We start from the raw sequence: 15,478 nt of genomic DNA, 5'->3' as shown, positions 1-15,478 counted from the left end.
ACGTCAATGTTCACGAAACGCAAGGGAACGCGTTTGCCCCGCCAAGCGCGCGCGTTCCCTGACCGAATGAATCCCCTGCCGGTCTCACTGCCAACAGGCGCAGTGCGGTCGCGCAGGGAAATAGCTGGTGGCACTGGTCAAAAGGGAAATGTCATGCACCCACTTGAAGACGTCAAGGTAATCGACTTCAGTTTTCATCTGCCGGGCCCCATGGCAAGCCTCATCCTGTCGGAAGCCGGCGCCGATGTCGTCAAGGTCGAACGACCCGGCACCGGCGATGAACTGCGCATGATTCCGCCTTTCTCAGGCGAGGAAAGTCTGAGCTTCGCCATGCTCAATCGCGGCAAGAAATCGGTCTGTGTCGACCTCAAGGACCCGCGCGCTTTCGAAATGCTGGAACCCCTGCTCGCCGAAGCGGATGTGCTGATCGAGCAGTTCCGGCCCGGCGTGATGGAAAGACTGGGGTTCGGCTACGACGCGATCCGCGCGGTCAACCCGGGCATCGTCTACTGTTCGATCACCGGCTACGGGCAAACCGGTCCGGCGTGCATGAAGGCCGGTCACGACCTCAATTACTGCGCGGAGACGGGCCTGCTTTCCCTGTCGGGCGACCGCTCCGGCCGGCCCACGGTGCCCCAGGTCACCATTGCCGACATCGCAGGCGGTAGCTATCCGGCGGTCATGAACATCCTTCTGGCCCTGCGCAAGAAGGAGAAAACCGGCGACGGCTGCCATCTCGACATTTCCATGACCCGCAACCTGTTCGCGCTGCAATACTGGGCCGTGGGCGAGACCGCTTTCCACGGAAAGCCGCCCGCCCCTTCCGACGCGCTGTTGACGGGCGGGTCGCCGCGCTACGCCATCTATGAGGCGGGCGACGGTCGTTATCTCGCCGCCGCGCCGATTGAGGACCGTTTCTGGCAGCGGTTCTGTGAATTGATCAAAATCCCCGAGGAATACAGGGATGACGCGCAGGATCCCGAGCGGACGCGGTCCGCGGTCGCCGCAATCATAGCGCAGGCACCGGCGGATCACTGGGACAGCCTGCTCGGCGCGGATTGTTGCTGCGCGAAAGTCCGCAACATGGAAGAAGCGATGGCGGACCAGCATTTCGCCGCGACGGGAACATTCGATCGCAAGGTGGTAACCCGCGACGGCCGCACCCTCACAGGCACGACGGTTCCGATCGACAGCGCGCTATCGGTATCATCCGAAAGCCTGCACGCGCCGAAGCTCGGCGAGCAGAACAGCCTGCTCCTCCAGTCCGGGCCGAAGGACGACTAGAACCTTTCCACATTTCACGGAAACGCGGAAAGGTTCTATCTCTTTGCTTTTACGCATTTCCGGACGGTGAACCGGTGTCTACTTCACCTGGAATTGCTATAGTCTTTCGAGGGCATAAGGTCGGGGAGCTTCTCGGAGACCCGGTCCTGGAAGTCGGGAGCGCGCTTTTGCAGAAAACTTTCAACGCCCTCCCTGGCGTCCGACGAGCGCGACAGCGCCTTGAGCAGCCGGCTCTCTTCAAGATGCGCGGCCATGGGGGTCGCGGACATTGACTGTGTCCATAGAAGACGCCTGGTCAGCGCCACCGAAACCGGAGCGGTTTCCGCAGTCAGAGCGCGCGCGTACTCTATTGCGGCTGAAACGGCCTGCTCTTTCGGAAGAACGGCGCGCACCAATCCCTTTTCGAGCGCTTCCGCCGAAGAAATGCTCCTTCCGGAGAGGCACCAATCCAATGCCGTTGCCATGCCCACCGCCCTGGGCAGGAACCAGTTGGCCGCGCCGTCGGGAACGATGCCGCGGCGCGTGAAGGGATAGGCGAACTTTGCATCGTCGCTGCAAAACCGCGCATCCGCCGGCAGAACCAGCGTCGCGCCAAAGCCGATGGCCGCACCATTGATCGCGGCGATCACCGGTTTCCGGCATTCCACAAGACGCATGGTGAAAACGCCGCCGAGATCGCGGTCCGCATCCGGATCGAATGCGCTATCTGGGCTATGCGCGGCATCGAAGAATGGCGCCGAACCACTGAGATCGGCGCCGGCACAGAAGGCGAGTCCGGCGCCGGTGATGACGATGGCGCGGATGCCGTCGTCACGATCTGCGCTGTCGACCGTTTCGATCAGACGGAGGGTCATGGCCCGCGTGACGGCGTTCAGCTTCTCGGGTCGGTTCAAGACGAGGATGCCGATATCGCCATCACGCTTGAGGACGACCAATCCGTCGCCCTTTCGGTCGCTCTCAGCCATAGACGAACAGAATTTCCGAGATCATGGCGGGTTTTGGTGCGCCCTCCAGTTCGAAGGTCACGCCATATGTCACCCTCAGCCCTGCCGGGGTTTCCTCGGTCTCCTTCAGGGACAGCACCAGCCTCACGCGACTGTCCACGGGCACGGCGGCGAGGAAGCGCGTCTTGTTCGAACCGTAGTTCAGGATGCGGTCGGATTTCACCTCCAGTATCTGCGGCATCAGCGTGCCGAGAAGGGACATCAGAAGGTAGCCGTGGGCGATCGTCTTGCCGCCCGGGGCCTCCCGCTTGGCGCGTTCGACATCGACATGAATCCATTGGCGATCGCCGGTTGCCTGCGCGAAAGCGTCGATGGTTTCCTGCGTGATCGTCATCCATTCGCTTGGCTCGAACGTGGTTCCGGCCAGATTGACCAATTCCCGGGGGGACGAAAAATGCTGCATCTTGATACCTTCAATTGACCTGTCGTGAATTGTTCGCCCAGTAGGGCTCGCGTAGGACGCGCTTCAGGATCTTGCCTGCGGCGTTTCGCGGAAGCGCGTCGGCAAAATCGATGCTTTTCGGAATCTTGTAGCCGGCCAGACGCTTGCGGGCGAAGGCGAGCAGGTCCGCCTGCGACAACTGGGAATCAGGGGCCTTGACGACGATCGCCTTGACGGCCTCTCCCCAGCGCTCGTCCGGAACCCCGATCACGGCGACGTCGCTGACGCCGGGACAATCCGCCAGAACGTTCTCGACCTCGGCGGGGAAGACGTTCTCGCCGCCCGTCACGACCATGTCCTTGATCCGGTCATGGACGTAGAGAAAGCCCTCTTCGTCCGCGTAGCCGGCATCGCCGGTGTGGAACCAGCCGCCGCGCTTGGCGTGGCGGGTCTCTTCCTCCATTCCCCAGTAGCCTGCAAAAACGGGCGCGCCCCTGACGACAATCTCGCCGATTTCGCGGGGGCCGGCATCGGTACCGTCCTCGCGAACGATCTTGACGTCCATCAGCGGCGCAGCCCGGCCGACGGAGCGCTGCCGCTCTGTGGAGCCGGTCTCGAAATCCTCCGTCGACAGGACCGTGCCGACGGAAGCGGTTTCCGTCATGGCGAAGAGCTGGATCAGGTCGCACCCGAAAACCGCCTTCGCGCGCCGGAACACACTTTCGGAAATCGGCGAGCCGCCATAGGTGATTGTGCGGAGCCTGGAGAAGTCCATCTTGGCGCAGCGTTCGTGTTCGAGGCAGAATTGCAGCACCGAGGGCACGACGCCCATCCGGTTCAGGGGCCATTTTTCAAACGCATCGAAGATGGTGTCCGGGTGGGCGTCGGCCACGATCACCATATGCCCGCCGTGATGCAGGATATGGAGACCGGATTGCGCCCCGCCCACATGGAAGAACGGCAGACACATCAGGGCCGTCTCATTGTCGGACCAGGGCCCGTAAGCGCCGGCATCGCCGGATTTCAGGGATGCCACGATATTGTCGTTGGAGAGCTGGACGCCCTTCGGCCTGCCCGTGGTTCCGGACGTGTAGATCTGTATCACAATCGCCGAACCGTCGACGGCAAGTCGGGGATCGGTGTCGGGGCTGTCGCCGACCCACTCTGTTATCGTCCCTGGATCATCGTCGGCAGAAAGCGCCACAAGGTCGAGACCGTCGATCAGACCCTGCAACTCGCGCGACGTGGCAGCATATTCCGGCGTGTGAAACAGCAGCTTCGCGCCACTGTCAGCGAGGATTTGCTGGAGCTCGAATGCCGTCAGCCGCCAGTTGAGCGGCACCAGCGTCACCTGCGACTTGGCGCAGGCAAAATAGAGCTGGGTGAAGAAATCGGTATTCTTGCCGAGATAGGCAATTCTGTCTCCGGCGCGAAATCCTTTCGCCAGAAGCGCCTGGGCGAGCCTGCTGGTTTCATGGTCGAGCTTCGTGTAGGAATGCGTCGTTTCGCCAAAGCTGACCGCCGGCGCCTTGGGTTTCACCTTGCCGAAATGGCGGACGATGTCCGCGACCTCGCGGATGTCGTAAGAGGGCGCCGATCTCATGATTTGCCTCCCTGCTCTTCCACCGGTGTGAAGCAAGGCGCCAGACCGCCCGCAAGCTCCCGGAAGGTGAGCTGTACCTTTTGATCGATGCGCAAAGCATCGAGATCGCAATCGACGATATTGGTCAGCAGACGCGGCCCTTCGTCGAGGGTCACGAAGGCGATCGCATAGGGTTCGGCGCCGCGGCGGGTAACGCTCACGGCATAGATATGCCCGGCCCCGCTACATTCCCGCCAGGATTGATTGGTGCCGAAACACGCCGCGCAGTGCGGTCGCGGATAATAGTTTGCAGAACCGCAATCGTCGCAGACCCGGATGATCAACGATCCGGATTCGGACCTCCAGTAGGGCGGAGTGTCGCGGTCAGGTTGAAGCATGGTGTCGGTCATCGCTCATACCCTTTCCAGAACCAGCGTCGCGCTGCCGTGACGAGTGCCGAGATATCCCCCGGTCCCGTGGGCCAGCGCCAGATCGCAATTGCTCACCTGGACGGCGGGATGCGCCTCGCCGCGCAACTGCCGAACGGCTTCGAGGATCTTGATCATGCCGCCCCGATTGGCGGGATGATTGTTGCAGAGCCCGCCGCCATCGGTGTTCACCGGCAGCCTCCCCGTGCCGGAGATGAGCCCGCCATCGGCCACGAAGCGTCCGCCTTCGCCCTTTGCGCAGAAGCCGAGATCCTCAAGCGTGATGAGAACCGTGATGGTGAAGCTGTCATAGATGGAGGCGTATTTGATGTCGGCCGCCGTGACCCCGGCCTCCGCATAGGCTTCCGCGCCCGAACGGACGCCGCCGGAAAAGGTCAGGTCGACCTTGCCGTTCGACAGGTGCTTGACCGCTTCGCCCGAGCCCTTCACCCGCACCAGCGGCCGCTTGAGGCTTTTCGCCACCTCCGCCGATGCGACGATCACCGCGCCTCCGCCATCGCTGACAACACAGCAATCCAGACGGTGGAGCGGGTCGGCGATGATCGGCGATGCCAGGACCTCTTCCACGGTCACGGGCTTCGGCAGCATAGCATGCGGATTGTGTTGCGCATGCTGCGACGCGGCGACCTTGATCCAGGCTAGCTGCTCGCTGGTGGTGCCGAACTCATGCATGTGCCGGTTGGCGCACATGCCGTAGATATTGGCGATCGTGGGCCTGAAGGGAAGTTCGTAGGGAACGTCCGGGGTTTCGGGGTCCGATCCAAACCGTCCTTCGGCAGCCGGCGCAATGCCCGTGCGGGGCTTGCCGGCCTGGGTTATCAGGCCGATCGTGCATTTGCCGGCCGCGATCGCGCGGGCCATGTGGGCGACCTGGATGAGGTAGGATGAGCCGCCGGTCTCGGTCGTGTCGACATAGCGCGGATTGATGCCGAGATACTCGACCATCGACAGCGGACCGAGCCCCGGCGCATCGCCGGCGCAGGCGTAACCGTCAATGTCCTGGATTGTCAGCCCCGCATCTTCCAGCGCGCCGCGCGCGACTTCGGCGTGGAGTTGCGCGATTGTCTGAGTATCGGCCTTTCGTATCGGGTGCTCATAGGCGCCGACAATGTAGCCGGAATCGGAAAGTTTCATCTCATGGTACCACTTCTTGGAAGGAAGCTGGGGGGACGCTTGTTGATGAAGGCCTCGACGCCTTCCCGGAAGTCCCCGGAAGCAACGGCTTCCCGTTGCATCAGATCTTCGAGAGCGATCTGCTCCTCGAAGCATGTATCGTAGGTTCGCCAGTAGAGTTCACGTGTCCGGCGAAGGGCGTTCGAAGGCCCGGAAGCGATCATATTCGCGATCTCGATGGCCCGCGGCAGCAGGTTGTCGTGCGCGACGACCTCCGCCGCCATTCCCCAGCCGAGCGCCGTCGTCGCCGGAACCCGCTCGCCGGTGAGCGACATCAGATTGGCGCGCGGGCGTCCGATGGCGCGCGGCAGCAGCCAGGTGGCGCCGCAATCGGGCACAAGCCCGATATTGCGGAAAGCCTGCTGAAAATAGGCGTTTTCCGAAGCGATCAGAATGTCGGCCATGAGGGCGAGCGACATGCCGGCCCCAACGGCCGGACCATTGACCGCCGCGACGATTGGAACGGGAAAATCGCGAAGCCGCCGCAGGATCGGGTGATAGACGGTCTCAAGCACGGACTGGTCGGGATCGCTGCCTGCCTCGTTGAGATCCGCGCCCGCACAGAAGCCCCGGCCCTCGCCGGTGACGACAAGGCAACGAACATCGGCGTCTTCCGCCGTCGCGCGCAAAACGCTCCGCAGTTCCGTCAGAAGATCGAGCGAAAGGGCGTTCAGGCGATCCGGAGCGTTCAGCCTCAGAACCGCGATGCTGCCCTTCATCTCAAGCTTCACAAGGGCACCGGTCATTTGAGACCCCGGCTGAAGTTCTCGAACTGCCGTTCCTGGAAGACGGCGTTTCCGAAGGATGCGTCGAGCGCAATGAGACGCTTCAGATACCGGCCGACGGCCATTTCATGGGTCATGCCCATGCCGCCATGAAGCTGCAGCGCCTCCTGCCCCACGAACCGGCCGGCACGACCGGTCGTCGCCTTTGCGGCCACCGCATAGCGCCGCGAATATGGCCCGCTCAGTTCGCGCGCCGCGCTGGCGACCATGGCGCTGGCAAGGTCCAGCTCCATCTTCATCTCGACCGCCCTGTGCCGCAGCACCTGAAAGTCGCTGAGCCGCTGCCCAAACTGTTTGCGGTTCTGGATGTATTCCAGCGTGGCTTCATAGGCGTAGCCCATGGCCCCGACGGCCTCCGCGCTTGTGAAGACGAGGCAGTGGTCGATGACGTTTTCGAGCGCGGCAGGGACATCGCCCGAAGCAGCCAGCTTTCCAAGGACCGGGACGTTGTTGAAGCGTACGGCCGAGATCGACGCGCCATCAACCCCGTCCGCGACGTCGATCGCGCAGGCATCGGCATCGACAACGTAGAGCCCCATCTCGCCTTTTTCGTCGCGTGCCGAAACGATGAAGTTCTGGCCGCGGATGTCGCCCTCCAGGCCGATCTTCGATCCGTTGAGAACAAGTTGCCCCTTATGCTCCCGAACCTTGGTCTCAGGCGCGGCGCAATCATAGCCCTGGCCGCGTTCGTAGAGCGCCGCCGACCATGCCTGTTCGCCCGCGACCAGTGGCGGCAACCAGTCCGATTTCTGCTTCTCGTCGCCGCATGCATTGATCAGTCCGGCCGCGAGAATGGCCGTCGGAAGAAAGGGGGCGGCGACAAGGTGTCGGCCGAGCAGCCCGCCGACCACGGCAAGCTCCACGCCTGAGGCTTCGAGGCCGCCATGGCGCTCGGGCACCAGAAGGCCCAGCAAACCCAGTTCGGCAAAGGCCGCTTGCGAGACGATCGTGCCTGGCTGGCGTTCGGTGACGGGCGGGATATTGGCCCTGAACCAGCCATCGAGGCTCGATGCCAGGATGGTTTGCTCTTCGTTCAGAAGATGAAAGATCATAGCTTACCCGTTCAGTATCAGTTTCGATACGATGTTCTTCTGGGTCTCGTTCGAACCGCCATAAACGGTCGCCGCCCGGCGATAGAAATATTCCTCCAGCAGACCGGCCGCGTATGTGGGAAAGGCGGGCGTGTCGTGGCCGGAAGCAGCGTCGGGATCGAACGGGATGGCATCATAACCCAGCGCATCCACCGTCAGTTCGAGGATGGCCTGCAGCAGATTGGAGCCGCGTAGTTTCAGAATGCTCGGTTCGGCAGCGATATGCTCTGCGAGGTGTTCGCGTTCAACCGTTTCGAGCGCAAGGCTTTCCAGTGCCAGAAGCTGGATCTCCAGAGCGGCGACCTTGCGCCAAAGATATGGGTCTGTCGGCCCGGTCGTTTCTTCGGCAAGAACCTCCTTGAGAATCGCCAGCCTGCGCTTTGATCGTCCGACATCGGCGGTGAGTACGCGTTCGTGCGCGAGCAGGAACTTGGCATAGGTCCAGCCCTTGTTCTCCTCGCCGACGAGGTTCGCCGCGGGAACCCGGACGGAGTCAAGGAACACCTCGTTGAGACTGTGGCCGCCATCCAGACCGATAATCGGACGGACCGTCGCGCCGGGGCTCTTCATGTCGATCAGCAGCATGGAGATGCCGGCCTGCGGCTTTCCTTCCGGATTGGTGCGCACAAGGCAGAACATCCAGTCGGCGCGGTGCGCGTCGCTTGTCCAGATCTTGCTGCCGTTCACGATGAAATCGTCGCCCTCGCGCGTTGCTCTGGTCTTGAGGGAGGCGAGATCCGATCCGGCGCCCGGTTCGGAAAAGCCCTGGCACCAGATGTCGTCCATCGACAGGATACGGGGAAGAAATCTTTCCTTCTGCTCGTCCGTCCCGAAGGTGTAGAGGACCGGCCCGATCATCCCCAGTCCGAATGGCGAGAGTGCCGGCGCGTCGGATGCGGCGGCCTCCTCCTCGAAGATATACCGCTTGGCCGCGGACCATCCCGTTCCGCCGAACTCCTTCGGCCAGCTCGGTGCACCCCAACCGCGCGCATGCAAAATCTTGTGCCAGCGGACCACGTGTTCCTTCGGGCTATGCGAATGATACCGCGCGTGGTTGGAAAGCTCGGCGGGCAGATTGTCTCGGATGAACGACCGGACCTCTTCGCGAAAGGCAAGGTTTTCCGGCGTGTTGATGATGGACATGACGCACTCCATTGGAAAAGCCGCGCGGCCACAAGATCGCGCGGCTCGCGATCAGTATTCGACGGAATCGGAAATCTCGACGTAGTCCCCATCCTGAATCTGGTAGAGATAGGAAGACTTCGTGCCCTGATGGCTTTCCGCGCTGAAGCTCATCGGCGGCGTGCCCCAATATGACTGATAGTCCTTCACATCTTCCAGAGCGGCGAGGAACTTGTCCAGGGTGATGTCCCGGCCCGCGTTCTCGAGCGCCAGAGCGGTCACGTTCAGGGCATTGATCGCGTTGATGGCGGTTGCGTTGATATCAGTGCCGTATCGGGAGGCGAATTCCTCCATGAAAGCCTTCGCTTCCGGGCTGGCGTCTTCATCGCTCGGCACCACGGTCGGGATCACCGCATAGAGGCCGTCGGTTCCCGGCGCTGCGGCGATGGTCGGGTCATAACTGGCAGATACCCCGACAACCGGTATGTCGAGCCCATTCTGACGCGCCGCCGTGTAGATCAGGATGGAATCCCGGCCGAGCGAACCCAATGCGAGAACCCCGCAACCCGATGATTTCAGCTGCAGCAGCTGGCTCGTGAAATCATTGTCCGTCGGCTTGTATGTCGCCGTCGCCACGATCTCGACGCCGCTTGCCTCGGCCTGATCTTCAATGCCTGCAAAGACCTCCTCTCCGAAGTCATTGCTCTGATAAAGCGCGCAGACCTTGTCGATGCCTTCATTGTCGACGAGATATTTCAGCCCGGACCGGATCTGGTCGTAATAGCTCGAAGTGGCGGCGAAATTCAGCGGGCTAAGCGGCTCCCAGAGCGACCGGGCCTGCCCTGTCGGAAACAGGTTCGGAACCCCTTCCTTTTTCTGGATCGGCATCGCCGCATTGTTCATTGAAGTGCCGAGCGCGCCGATCATCGCGAAGATGTCGTCGCGGTAGATCAACTTGTTGACGGCCTGCACCGCGCGGGGCACCTGGTACTGATTGTCCTCGATGATGATTTCGATCTCGCGACCGTTGATGCCGCCGTTTTCATTGATCTTTTCGGCGGCCATGCGCAGCGAGTTCGAGGCGGGCACGCCGAAATTCGCCGTCGGCCCGCTGAGATCGAGATGCGTGCCGAGGCGGATCGTATCGTCGGTGATGCCTCGGACCTCCTGGCCGATTGCCGGCCCGGATATCAGCGCCGCCGCGAAACCGGCTGCGAGAAATGATGTCCTCTTCATATTTTCCTCCTCCACTTGCTGATCAGGAATTGTTCAGCAATTTCATGCGCTCTTCCAGAAGACCCGCGGGTCCCGGGGTCGTGGGCTTCGCCGTATCGAGCGCGGTGATGCGGCCGAAAGCCTCGGCAAACATGTCGGGCGTGATCTCCTTGGCGGGATCGAATTGAACGCCCTCCGTTTCGAAGTAGTGGACGCGGCCGAACCCGCCGGCGCCCGCCGAGATGATCGTCGCGGTGGACGTGCAGGCTTCGCTGCAGAGATAGGCGACGGCAGGGGAGACCTGGTGCGGGCCCATATGCTCCTCGATTGCCGGCGGTACCAGACCAACGGTCATGCGGGTGTTGGCGGCCGGAGAAACCGCGTTGAGCAGGACGTTCTTCCGCGCGCCTTCGATGGCGAGGCAGTTCATCAGGCCGAGCATGCCCATTTTGGCGGTGCCATAGTTGGACTGTCCGAAATTACCGTTCGTGCCGGCAATCGACGTGGTGAAGATGACCCGGCCATATTCCTGTTCGATAAGGTGCGGCCAGACGGCCTTGGTGCAGTAGATCGATCCCCTCAGATGCACATCAAGAACCGCCTCGAAGTCTTCGATCCGCATCTTGGCGAAACTCTTGTCCCGCAGGATCCCGGCATTGTTGACCAGCACGTGGACGCCGCCGAATGCATCGATGGCGGTCTTCACGATGCCTTCGGCGCCCTCGGGCGTGGCGACGCTATCGTAGTTGGCGACGGCCTTGCCGCCGGCCGCAACGATTTCCGCCACCACTGCATCGGCGGCGCTGCTGCCCGAGCCGCTGCCATCGACGGCGCCGCCGAGATCGTTCACCACGACGCTTGCGCCAAGGCTTGCAAGCAGCAGCGCATGTTCCCTGCCCAGGCCTGCACCAGCACCGGTTACGATGGCGACGCGGTTATCGAACCTAACTGTCATGTTCTTTCCTCAACTTTCCATTGTCACGTACATGCGCTCGATGACCGAGCTGTATTTCCGCTCGACGAGCTTTCTCTTCATCTTCATCGTGGGCGTGATCTCCTCGTCCTCGGCCGAGAGCTGCTGTTCGATGAGGGAAAATTTTCTGATGTTCTCGACCCGGGAGAACCGCGCATTGACTGCGTCGACCTCGGTGGAGATCAACTGCCGTATTTCGGGGATCCGGCAGAGCGACGGGTAATCGGTGAAGGCGTAGCCCCGGTCGAGGGCGTATTGAGACACATTCTCCTGATCCAGAAGAATGAGACAGCTGAGATATGGCCGCCGGTCGCCGATAATGATCGCATCCGCGATATAGGGGCTGAATTTCAGCTGGTTCTCGATCTCCGACGGGGTGATGTTCTTCCCGCCGGCGGTGATGATCAGGTCCTTCAGCCGATCCGTGATGTAGACCCAGCCGTCATCCTCGATCCGACCGACATCGCCCGTGTGCAGCCAGCCATCGACGATCGTCTCCCGGGTCTGGTCGGGCTTGTTGAGATAGCCCTCGAAAACATTCGGCCCGCGGATCTGGATCTCGCCCTGATCGCCCAGACGGATTTCGTTGGAGGACACAGACTTGCCGACGCTGCCGAGCCTATATTCCCCGGCCGGCGGCGCGGTCGCAATGCCCGAGGTTTCGGTCATGCCGTAGAGCTCAAGCATCGGCTTGCCGAGGGCGAAGTACCATCGGATCAGATCAGGCGCGATCGGCGCGGCGCCGGTCACCAGGAAGCGGCAACGGTCGATTCCGATCATCCGCTTGACGTTTCCGAGAACGAACAGATCGACCAGCGCGAACAGGAGGCGGATATGAAAAGGCACGTGCCGGCCCTTGATGACATAATCCGCACGGCGCTCGCCGATTGCCAGAGCCGCCTCATAGCTCTTGCGGTTGAACCAGGTGGCCTGTTTGACCTTCAACTGAATGTCGGAATGGAATTTCTCCCAGAAGCGGGGAACCGCGAAGAACGCCGTGGGCCGGACTTCCCTGATGTTCTGCAGGACCGTGCTTGGCTGTTCGGCGAAGTTCACGATCTGCTCGGTCGCCAGTGGAAACAGCACCGTCCAGGACCGCTCGGCGATATGGCATAGCGGCAGGAAACTGATCTGTTCCTCTCCGTCCCTGAACCCAAGGGCCCTGGTGCCGGTATCGATGGCGCTTATCAGGTTGCGGTTGGAAAGCATCACGCCCTTGGCCGGCCCGGTCGTGCCGGAGGTATATATGAGCATCACGATGTCCGCGGCCTTTCCCGCCTCGAGCATCGCATCCCAGTCCAGCTCCCTCTGCGCCGAGCCCAGCGTCTGCAACGCCTCGAAGCTCATGACCATCGGGTCCGAGAAATCGCGCAGGCCTTCCATGTCGAGCACGACGATCGTTTTCAGATCTGGGCAGCGGTCGCGCACCGACAGGATCTTGTCCAACTGCTCCTCGTTTTGGACCACGCACACCACCGTGCGGCTGTCTGTGAGGATATACTGGATCTGGTCCGGACTGTCGGTGGTGTAGATGCCGTTCGAAACCGCCCCCATGCCCATTGCGCCATGGTCGACATAGACCCATTCCGGCGCGGGATCGGCAATGATCGATACCGTGTCGCCGCGCTTCACGCCAAGCGCGGCAAGGCCGAGACCGGCGCTGCGCGCATTGCGGCCATAGTCTTCCCAGGACACGCTGTGCCAGATGCCGTGCACTTTCGCGCGGAACGCGGTCTTGTGCCCGCGCTCCCGGCAGGCTTTGGCAAACAGCTTGGCAACCGTCGGCGTTTCCATCTTGCTCCCCCTCAGCGCCAATTCTTGGCTTTCTTCCAGCGGCGGTTCGCGCGTCCCCCCTCCTGCTTGGCGCCCAGGTAGAACTCCTTGATGTCCTCCTTCGTCCGCAGGGCTTCGCAGGTATCCGCCATGACCACGCGGCCGGTCTCTATGACATAGCCGAAATGCGCCACTCTCAGCGCCTGAGCGGCGTTCTGCTCGACCAAAAGCACGGTCAGCCCCTGCTCGGCATTGATGCGCGCGACCACGCCAAGCACCTCCTTGACCAGCTTTGGCGACAGGCCGAGCGACGGCTCATCCAGAAGAAGGATGCGCGGGCGGCTCATCAGGGCGCGGCCGATGGCCACCATCTGCTGTTCGCCGCCCGAAAGCATGCCGGCGGTCCGGGATTGCAGTTCGCGAAGACGCGGCAGGTAGTCGAAGATCATTTCAAGATCGCTTTCAACGCCGTCGTCTTCGCGCCGCGCCGTTGTCCCGAGCATCAGGTTCTGCATGACCGTCAGGAACGGGAACAGTTCCCGGCCCTCCGGCACATGGGCAAGGCCGAGGCGGGCAACCCTGTCGGGCTCGAACCCCTCGATATTCTGTCCGTCGAACACCACCTCGCCCCGCGTGGGATTGAGCACCCCGGAGATGGTCTTCAGGATCGTGGTTTTCCCGGCCCCGTTGGAGCCCAGGATCGTGACGATGGAACCGGCTTCGACATCGAGGCTCACGCCGCGCAGGGCCGCGATCTGCCCGTAATGGGTTTCGATGCCCGATACTCTCAGAAAAGGAGCAGTCATTCGGCGTCTCCCAGATAGGCGGTGAGAACTTCCGGGTGCTGCTGAACGATCGAAGGCTCGTCGATCGTGATGACCTTGCCCCTGTTCAGCGCCATGACGCGGTCGGAAACTCGGCTGACGAGACCCATGTCGTGTTCGACCAGCACGACGGTGATATCCAGCTCGGACCGGATATCATCGATCCAGAACGCCATGTCGTCGGTTTCCTCCGGGTTGAGGCCCGACGAGGGTTCATCGAGCAGCAGGAGCTTCGGCTCCGAGCACAGCGCGCGGGCAATCTCGACAATCTTCCGGGTGCCGTAGGGCAGATTGGCGATCAGTTCGTCCCGCACGTTCTCCAGCCGCAACAGTTCGATAACGCGTTCGGCGACCTCGCGATGGCGCACTTCCTCGCGCCTGACGACCGGCAGGAACAGCATGTCCTGAAGAAAATTGGTTCTGACATGCGGTTGCCGCCCGACCAGAAGATTGCGCAGGACCGTGGCATGGTCGAACAGCTCGATATTCTGAAAGGTGCGGCCGATGCCGCGCGCCGCCACGTGGTGAGGCGGTATGTTGGTGATATCCTCGCCATCGAGGAACATTCGTCCCGAGGTCGGACGATAGATCCGGCTGATAATGTTGAACAGGCTGGATTTTCCGGCGCCGTTCGGACCTATGATCGTGAAAACCTCGCCCCGGTCGATGGAGAAGGTCACGTCATCGACAGCGGTGATGCCGCCGAACTGAAGGGTCAGGGAAGTTGCGCTGAACAGATGCGTCACCGGAAGCGCTCCGATTTCGTGTAGGTCTTCTGTGTCCGGAAGGTCGCCTTGCGATAGGTCGGGAACTGCGAGAAATAGACTTTCATCTTTTCCCAGCGCCCAGCCATACCGGTTGGTTCGAACAGCACGACCAGCACGATGATCAGGCCGAACAGCGCCGGCTCCAGGCCAGGCTGCTGCCCAAGCTGTGGCGGAAGCTCGTCGCGCAGGATGGCGATGGCCTGCGGCAGCACGCCGAGGAAGATGGCGCCGAAGATGGCGCCGTGAAACGAGCCCAGCCCGCCCACGACGATCATCAGCAGGAACTGGATGGAGATCAGCACGCCGAAGGCGTCGGGCGCCAGATAGGATATCCTGTGGGCGAGTAGCGCGCCCCCGAAACCGGCAAAGCCGGCCGAAATGCTGAAGGCCAGCGTCTTCTTGGCGGCCAGGTTCACGCCCATAGACTGGGCTGCTGTCTCGCTGTCCCGGATCGACACGAAGGCGCGGCCGGTGGGAGATCGCATGATGTTTTGCGCAATCAGCAGGGCAGCCGTCGCGCCCAACAGGCACAGAAAGTAGAAAGGCATGCCGAATGTCAGCGTGTATCCGAAGGCCTTCCCTTCCGGCACGATCATGCCGTTATAGCCGCCCGTCGCACTCTCCCAGTGGATGAATACGTGCTCCACGATGAAGGAGAAGGACAAGGTCGCGATCGCGAGATAGAGCCCGCTCAATCGAAGCGCGGGGTATCCCAACAATATGCCGATCACGGCGGCGAGCAAGGTCGCGCCTATGATCGAGACGCCGAACGGAACGCCAAGGGTCAGCAGGATGGCCTCGGTATAGGCGCCGATGCCCACGAAGGCCCCGTGACCGATGGAGACCTGGCCCGTGAACCCGGTCAGAAGCATCAGGCCGATGCTGATGATGCACAGGATGAAGACATAGGCGATCTCGCCGACCCAGAAGGTGCCCAGAAACAAGGGAAGAACCAGAAGAAGCGCGCCCAGGAGAATATACCAGATGCGTTCGCGCCAGTCTTTCGTGCGCGCGATGTCCTGATGGTAGCTGGTCTTGAATATCGTGCGCATGA

General features: G+C 61.9%; 15 protein-coding genes. 1 reads left to right on the top strand and 14 read right to left on the bottom strand.

What is annotated here, in order from left to right; all coding sequences use genetic code 11:
* Positions 1-153 precede the first annotated feature (153 nt).
* Positions 154-1,284: a CaiB/BaiF CoA transferase family protein gene (locus V6765_RS03255; protein ID WP_448426413.1), complete on the top strand. Its 1,131-nt coding sequence runs from the start codon at positions 154-156 to the stop codon at positions 1,282-1,284.
* A gap of 83 nt (positions 1,285-1,367) precedes the next feature.
* Here V6765_RS03255 and V6765_RS03250 read toward each other — a convergent pair whose 3' ends face one another.
* The 14 genes from V6765_RS03250 to V6765_RS03185 are packed head-to-tail and all read right to left on the bottom strand — an operon-like array spanning position 1,368 to position 15,476.
* The gene (locus V6765_RS03250; RefSeq protein ID WP_448426412.1) at positions 1,368-2,249 is read right to left on the bottom strand and encodes an enoyl-CoA hydratase-related protein; all 882 of its coding nucleotides are present in this window, start codon (positions 2,247-2,249) and stop codon (positions 1,368-1,370) included.
* A complete protein-coding gene (locus V6765_RS03245; RefSeq protein WP_448426410.1) occupies positions 2,242-2,691 on the bottom strand; it encodes a MaoC family dehydratase in 450 nt (149 codons plus the stop codon). Before V6765_RS03245 ends, V6765_RS03250 begins: the two co-directional genes overlap by 8 nt.
* A gap of 10 nt (positions 2,692-2,701) precedes the next feature.
* Positions 2,702-4,273, bottom strand: a complete 1,572-nt coding sequence (locus V6765_RS03240) for a long-chain-fatty-acid--CoA ligase (protein WP_448426409.1) — start codon at positions 4,271-4,273, stop codon at positions 2,702-2,704.
* The gene (locus V6765_RS03235) at positions 4,270-4,662 is read right to left on the bottom strand and encodes a Zn-ribbon domain-containing OB-fold protein (RefSeq protein WP_448426408.1); all 393 of its coding nucleotides are present in this window, start codon (positions 4,660-4,662) and stop codon (positions 4,270-4,272) included. Before V6765_RS03235 ends, V6765_RS03240 begins: the two co-directional genes overlap by 4 nt.
* A 3-nt stretch (positions 4,663-4,665) precedes the next feature.
* Positions 4,666-5,835 carry a thiolase domain-containing protein gene (locus tag V6765_RS03230; RefSeq protein ID WP_448426407.1) on the bottom strand — a complete coding sequence of 390 codons (1,170 nt, stop codon included), beginning with the start codon at positions 5,833-5,835 and terminating at the stop codon, positions 4,666-4,668.
* Positions 5,832-6,620 (bottom strand): enoyl-CoA hydratase-related protein, encoded by a 789-nt coding sequence (locus tag V6765_RS03225; RefSeq protein WP_448426406.1) that lies wholly within the window; start codon positions 6,618-6,620, stop codon positions 5,832-5,834. Before V6765_RS03225 ends, V6765_RS03230 begins: the two co-directional genes overlap by 4 nt.
* A complete protein-coding gene (locus V6765_RS03220; RefSeq protein WP_448426405.1) occupies positions 6,617-7,711 on the bottom strand; it encodes an acyl-CoA dehydrogenase family protein in 1,095 nt (364 codons plus the stop codon). Before V6765_RS03220 ends, V6765_RS03225 begins: the two co-directional genes overlap by 4 nt.
* Positions 7,712-7,714: 3 nt before the next feature.
* On the bottom strand, positions 7,715-8,893 hold the full coding sequence (locus V6765_RS03215) for an acyl-CoA dehydrogenase family protein (RefSeq protein ID WP_448426404.1): 1,179 nt from the start codon (positions 8,891-8,893) through the stop codon (positions 7,715-7,717).
* A gap of 51 nt (positions 8,894-8,944) precedes the next feature.
* Positions 8,945-10,108 (bottom strand): ABC transporter substrate-binding protein, encoded by a 1,164-nt coding sequence (locus V6765_RS03210; RefSeq protein ID WP_448426403.1) that lies wholly within the window; start codon positions 10,106-10,108, stop codon positions 8,945-8,947.
* A gap of 22 nt (positions 10,109-10,130) precedes the next feature.
* The gene (locus tag V6765_RS03205; protein WP_448426402.1) at positions 10,131-11,042 is read right to left on the bottom strand and encodes an SDR family oxidoreductase; all 912 of its coding nucleotides are present in this window, start codon (positions 11,040-11,042) and stop codon (positions 10,131-10,133) included.
* Between the two features lie 9 nt (positions 11,043-11,051).
* Positions 11,052-12,854 carry an AMP-dependent synthetase/ligase gene (locus tag V6765_RS03200; RefSeq protein WP_448426400.1) on the bottom strand — a complete coding sequence of 601 codons (1,803 nt, stop codon included), beginning with the start codon at positions 12,852-12,854 and terminating at the stop codon, positions 11,052-11,054.
* An 11-nt stretch (positions 12,855-12,865) separates the two neighbouring features.
* A complete protein-coding gene (locus V6765_RS03195) occupies positions 12,866-13,639 on the bottom strand; it encodes an ABC transporter ATP-binding protein (RefSeq protein WP_448426398.1) in 774 nt (257 codons plus the stop codon).
* A complete protein-coding gene (locus V6765_RS03190; protein WP_448426397.1) occupies positions 13,636-14,403 on the bottom strand; it encodes an ABC transporter ATP-binding protein in 768 nt (255 codons plus the stop codon). The genes V6765_RS03195 and V6765_RS03190 overlap by 4 nt, the downstream gene beginning before the upstream one ends.
* Entirely contained in the window at positions 14,400-15,476 is a 1,077-nt protein-coding gene (locus tag V6765_RS03185; RefSeq protein ID WP_448426395.1) for a branched-chain amino acid ABC transporter permease, read from the bottom strand. The genes V6765_RS03190 and V6765_RS03185 overlap by 4 nt, the downstream gene beginning before the upstream one ends.
* Positions 15,477-15,478 lie beyond the last annotated feature (2 nt).

This window comes from Martelella sp. FOR1707 (genome assembly GCF_053484265.1).
Note: the sequence above shows the minus strand (reverse complement) of the source record. Positions and strands in the feature narration are given on the sequence as shown.

What these genes read in the sequence shown, in the direction of transcription:
- V6765_RS03255 (WP_448426413.1), top strand. Translation starts at nt 154, where the DNA reads ATGCACCCACTTGAAGACGTCAAGGTAATCGACTTCAGTTTTCATCTG.
- V6765_RS03230 (WP_448426407.1), bottom strand. Translation starts at nt 5,835, where the DNA reads ATGAAACTTTCCGATTCCGGCTACATTGTCGGCGCCTATGAGCACCCG.
- V6765_RS03195 (WP_448426398.1), bottom strand. Translation starts at nt 13,639, where the DNA reads ATGACTGCTCCTTTTCTGAGAGTATCGGGCATCGAAACCCATTACGGG.
- V6765_RS03235 (WP_448426408.1), bottom strand. Translation starts at nt 4,662, where the DNA reads ATGACCGACACCATGCTTCAACCTGACCGCGACACTCCGCCCTACTGG.
- V6765_RS03210 (WP_448426403.1), bottom strand. Translation starts at nt 10,108, where the DNA reads ATGAAGAGGACATCATTTCTCGCAGCCGGTTTCGCGGCGGCGCTGATA.
- V6765_RS03215 (WP_448426404.1), bottom strand. Translation starts at nt 8,893, where the DNA reads ATGTCCATCATCAACACGCCGGAAAACCTTGCCTTTCGCGAAGAGGTC.
- V6765_RS03240 (WP_448426409.1), bottom strand. Translation starts at nt 4,273, where the DNA reads ATGAGATCGGCGCCCTCTTACGACATCCGCGAGGTCGCGGACATCGTC.
- V6765_RS03250 (WP_448426412.1), bottom strand. Translation starts at nt 2,249, where the DNA reads ATGGCTGAGAGCGACCGAAAGGGCGACGGATTGGTCGTCCTCAAGCGT.
- V6765_RS03245 (WP_448426410.1), bottom strand. Translation starts at nt 2,691, where the DNA reads ATGCAGCATTTTTCGTCCCCCCGGGAATTGGTCAATCTGGCCGGAACC.
- V6765_RS03200 (WP_448426400.1), bottom strand. Translation starts at nt 12,854, where the DNA reads ATGGAAACGCCGACGGTTGCCAAGCTGTTTGCCAAAGCCTGCCGGGAG.
- V6765_RS03225 (WP_448426406.1), bottom strand. Translation starts at nt 6,620, where the DNA reads ATGACCGGTGCCCTTGTGAAGCTTGAGATGAAGGGCAGCATCGCGGTT.
- V6765_RS03220 (WP_448426405.1), bottom strand. Translation starts at nt 7,711, where the DNA reads ATGATCTTTCATCTTCTGAACGAAGAGCAAACCATCCTGGCATCGAGC.
- V6765_RS03185 (WP_448426395.1), bottom strand. Translation starts at nt 15,476, where the DNA reads ATGCGCACGATATTCAAGACCAGCTACCATCAGGACATCGCGCGCACG.
- V6765_RS03205 (WP_448426402.1), bottom strand. Translation starts at nt 11,042, where the DNA reads ATGACAGTTAGGTTCGATAACCGCGTCGCCATCGTAACCGGTGCTGGT.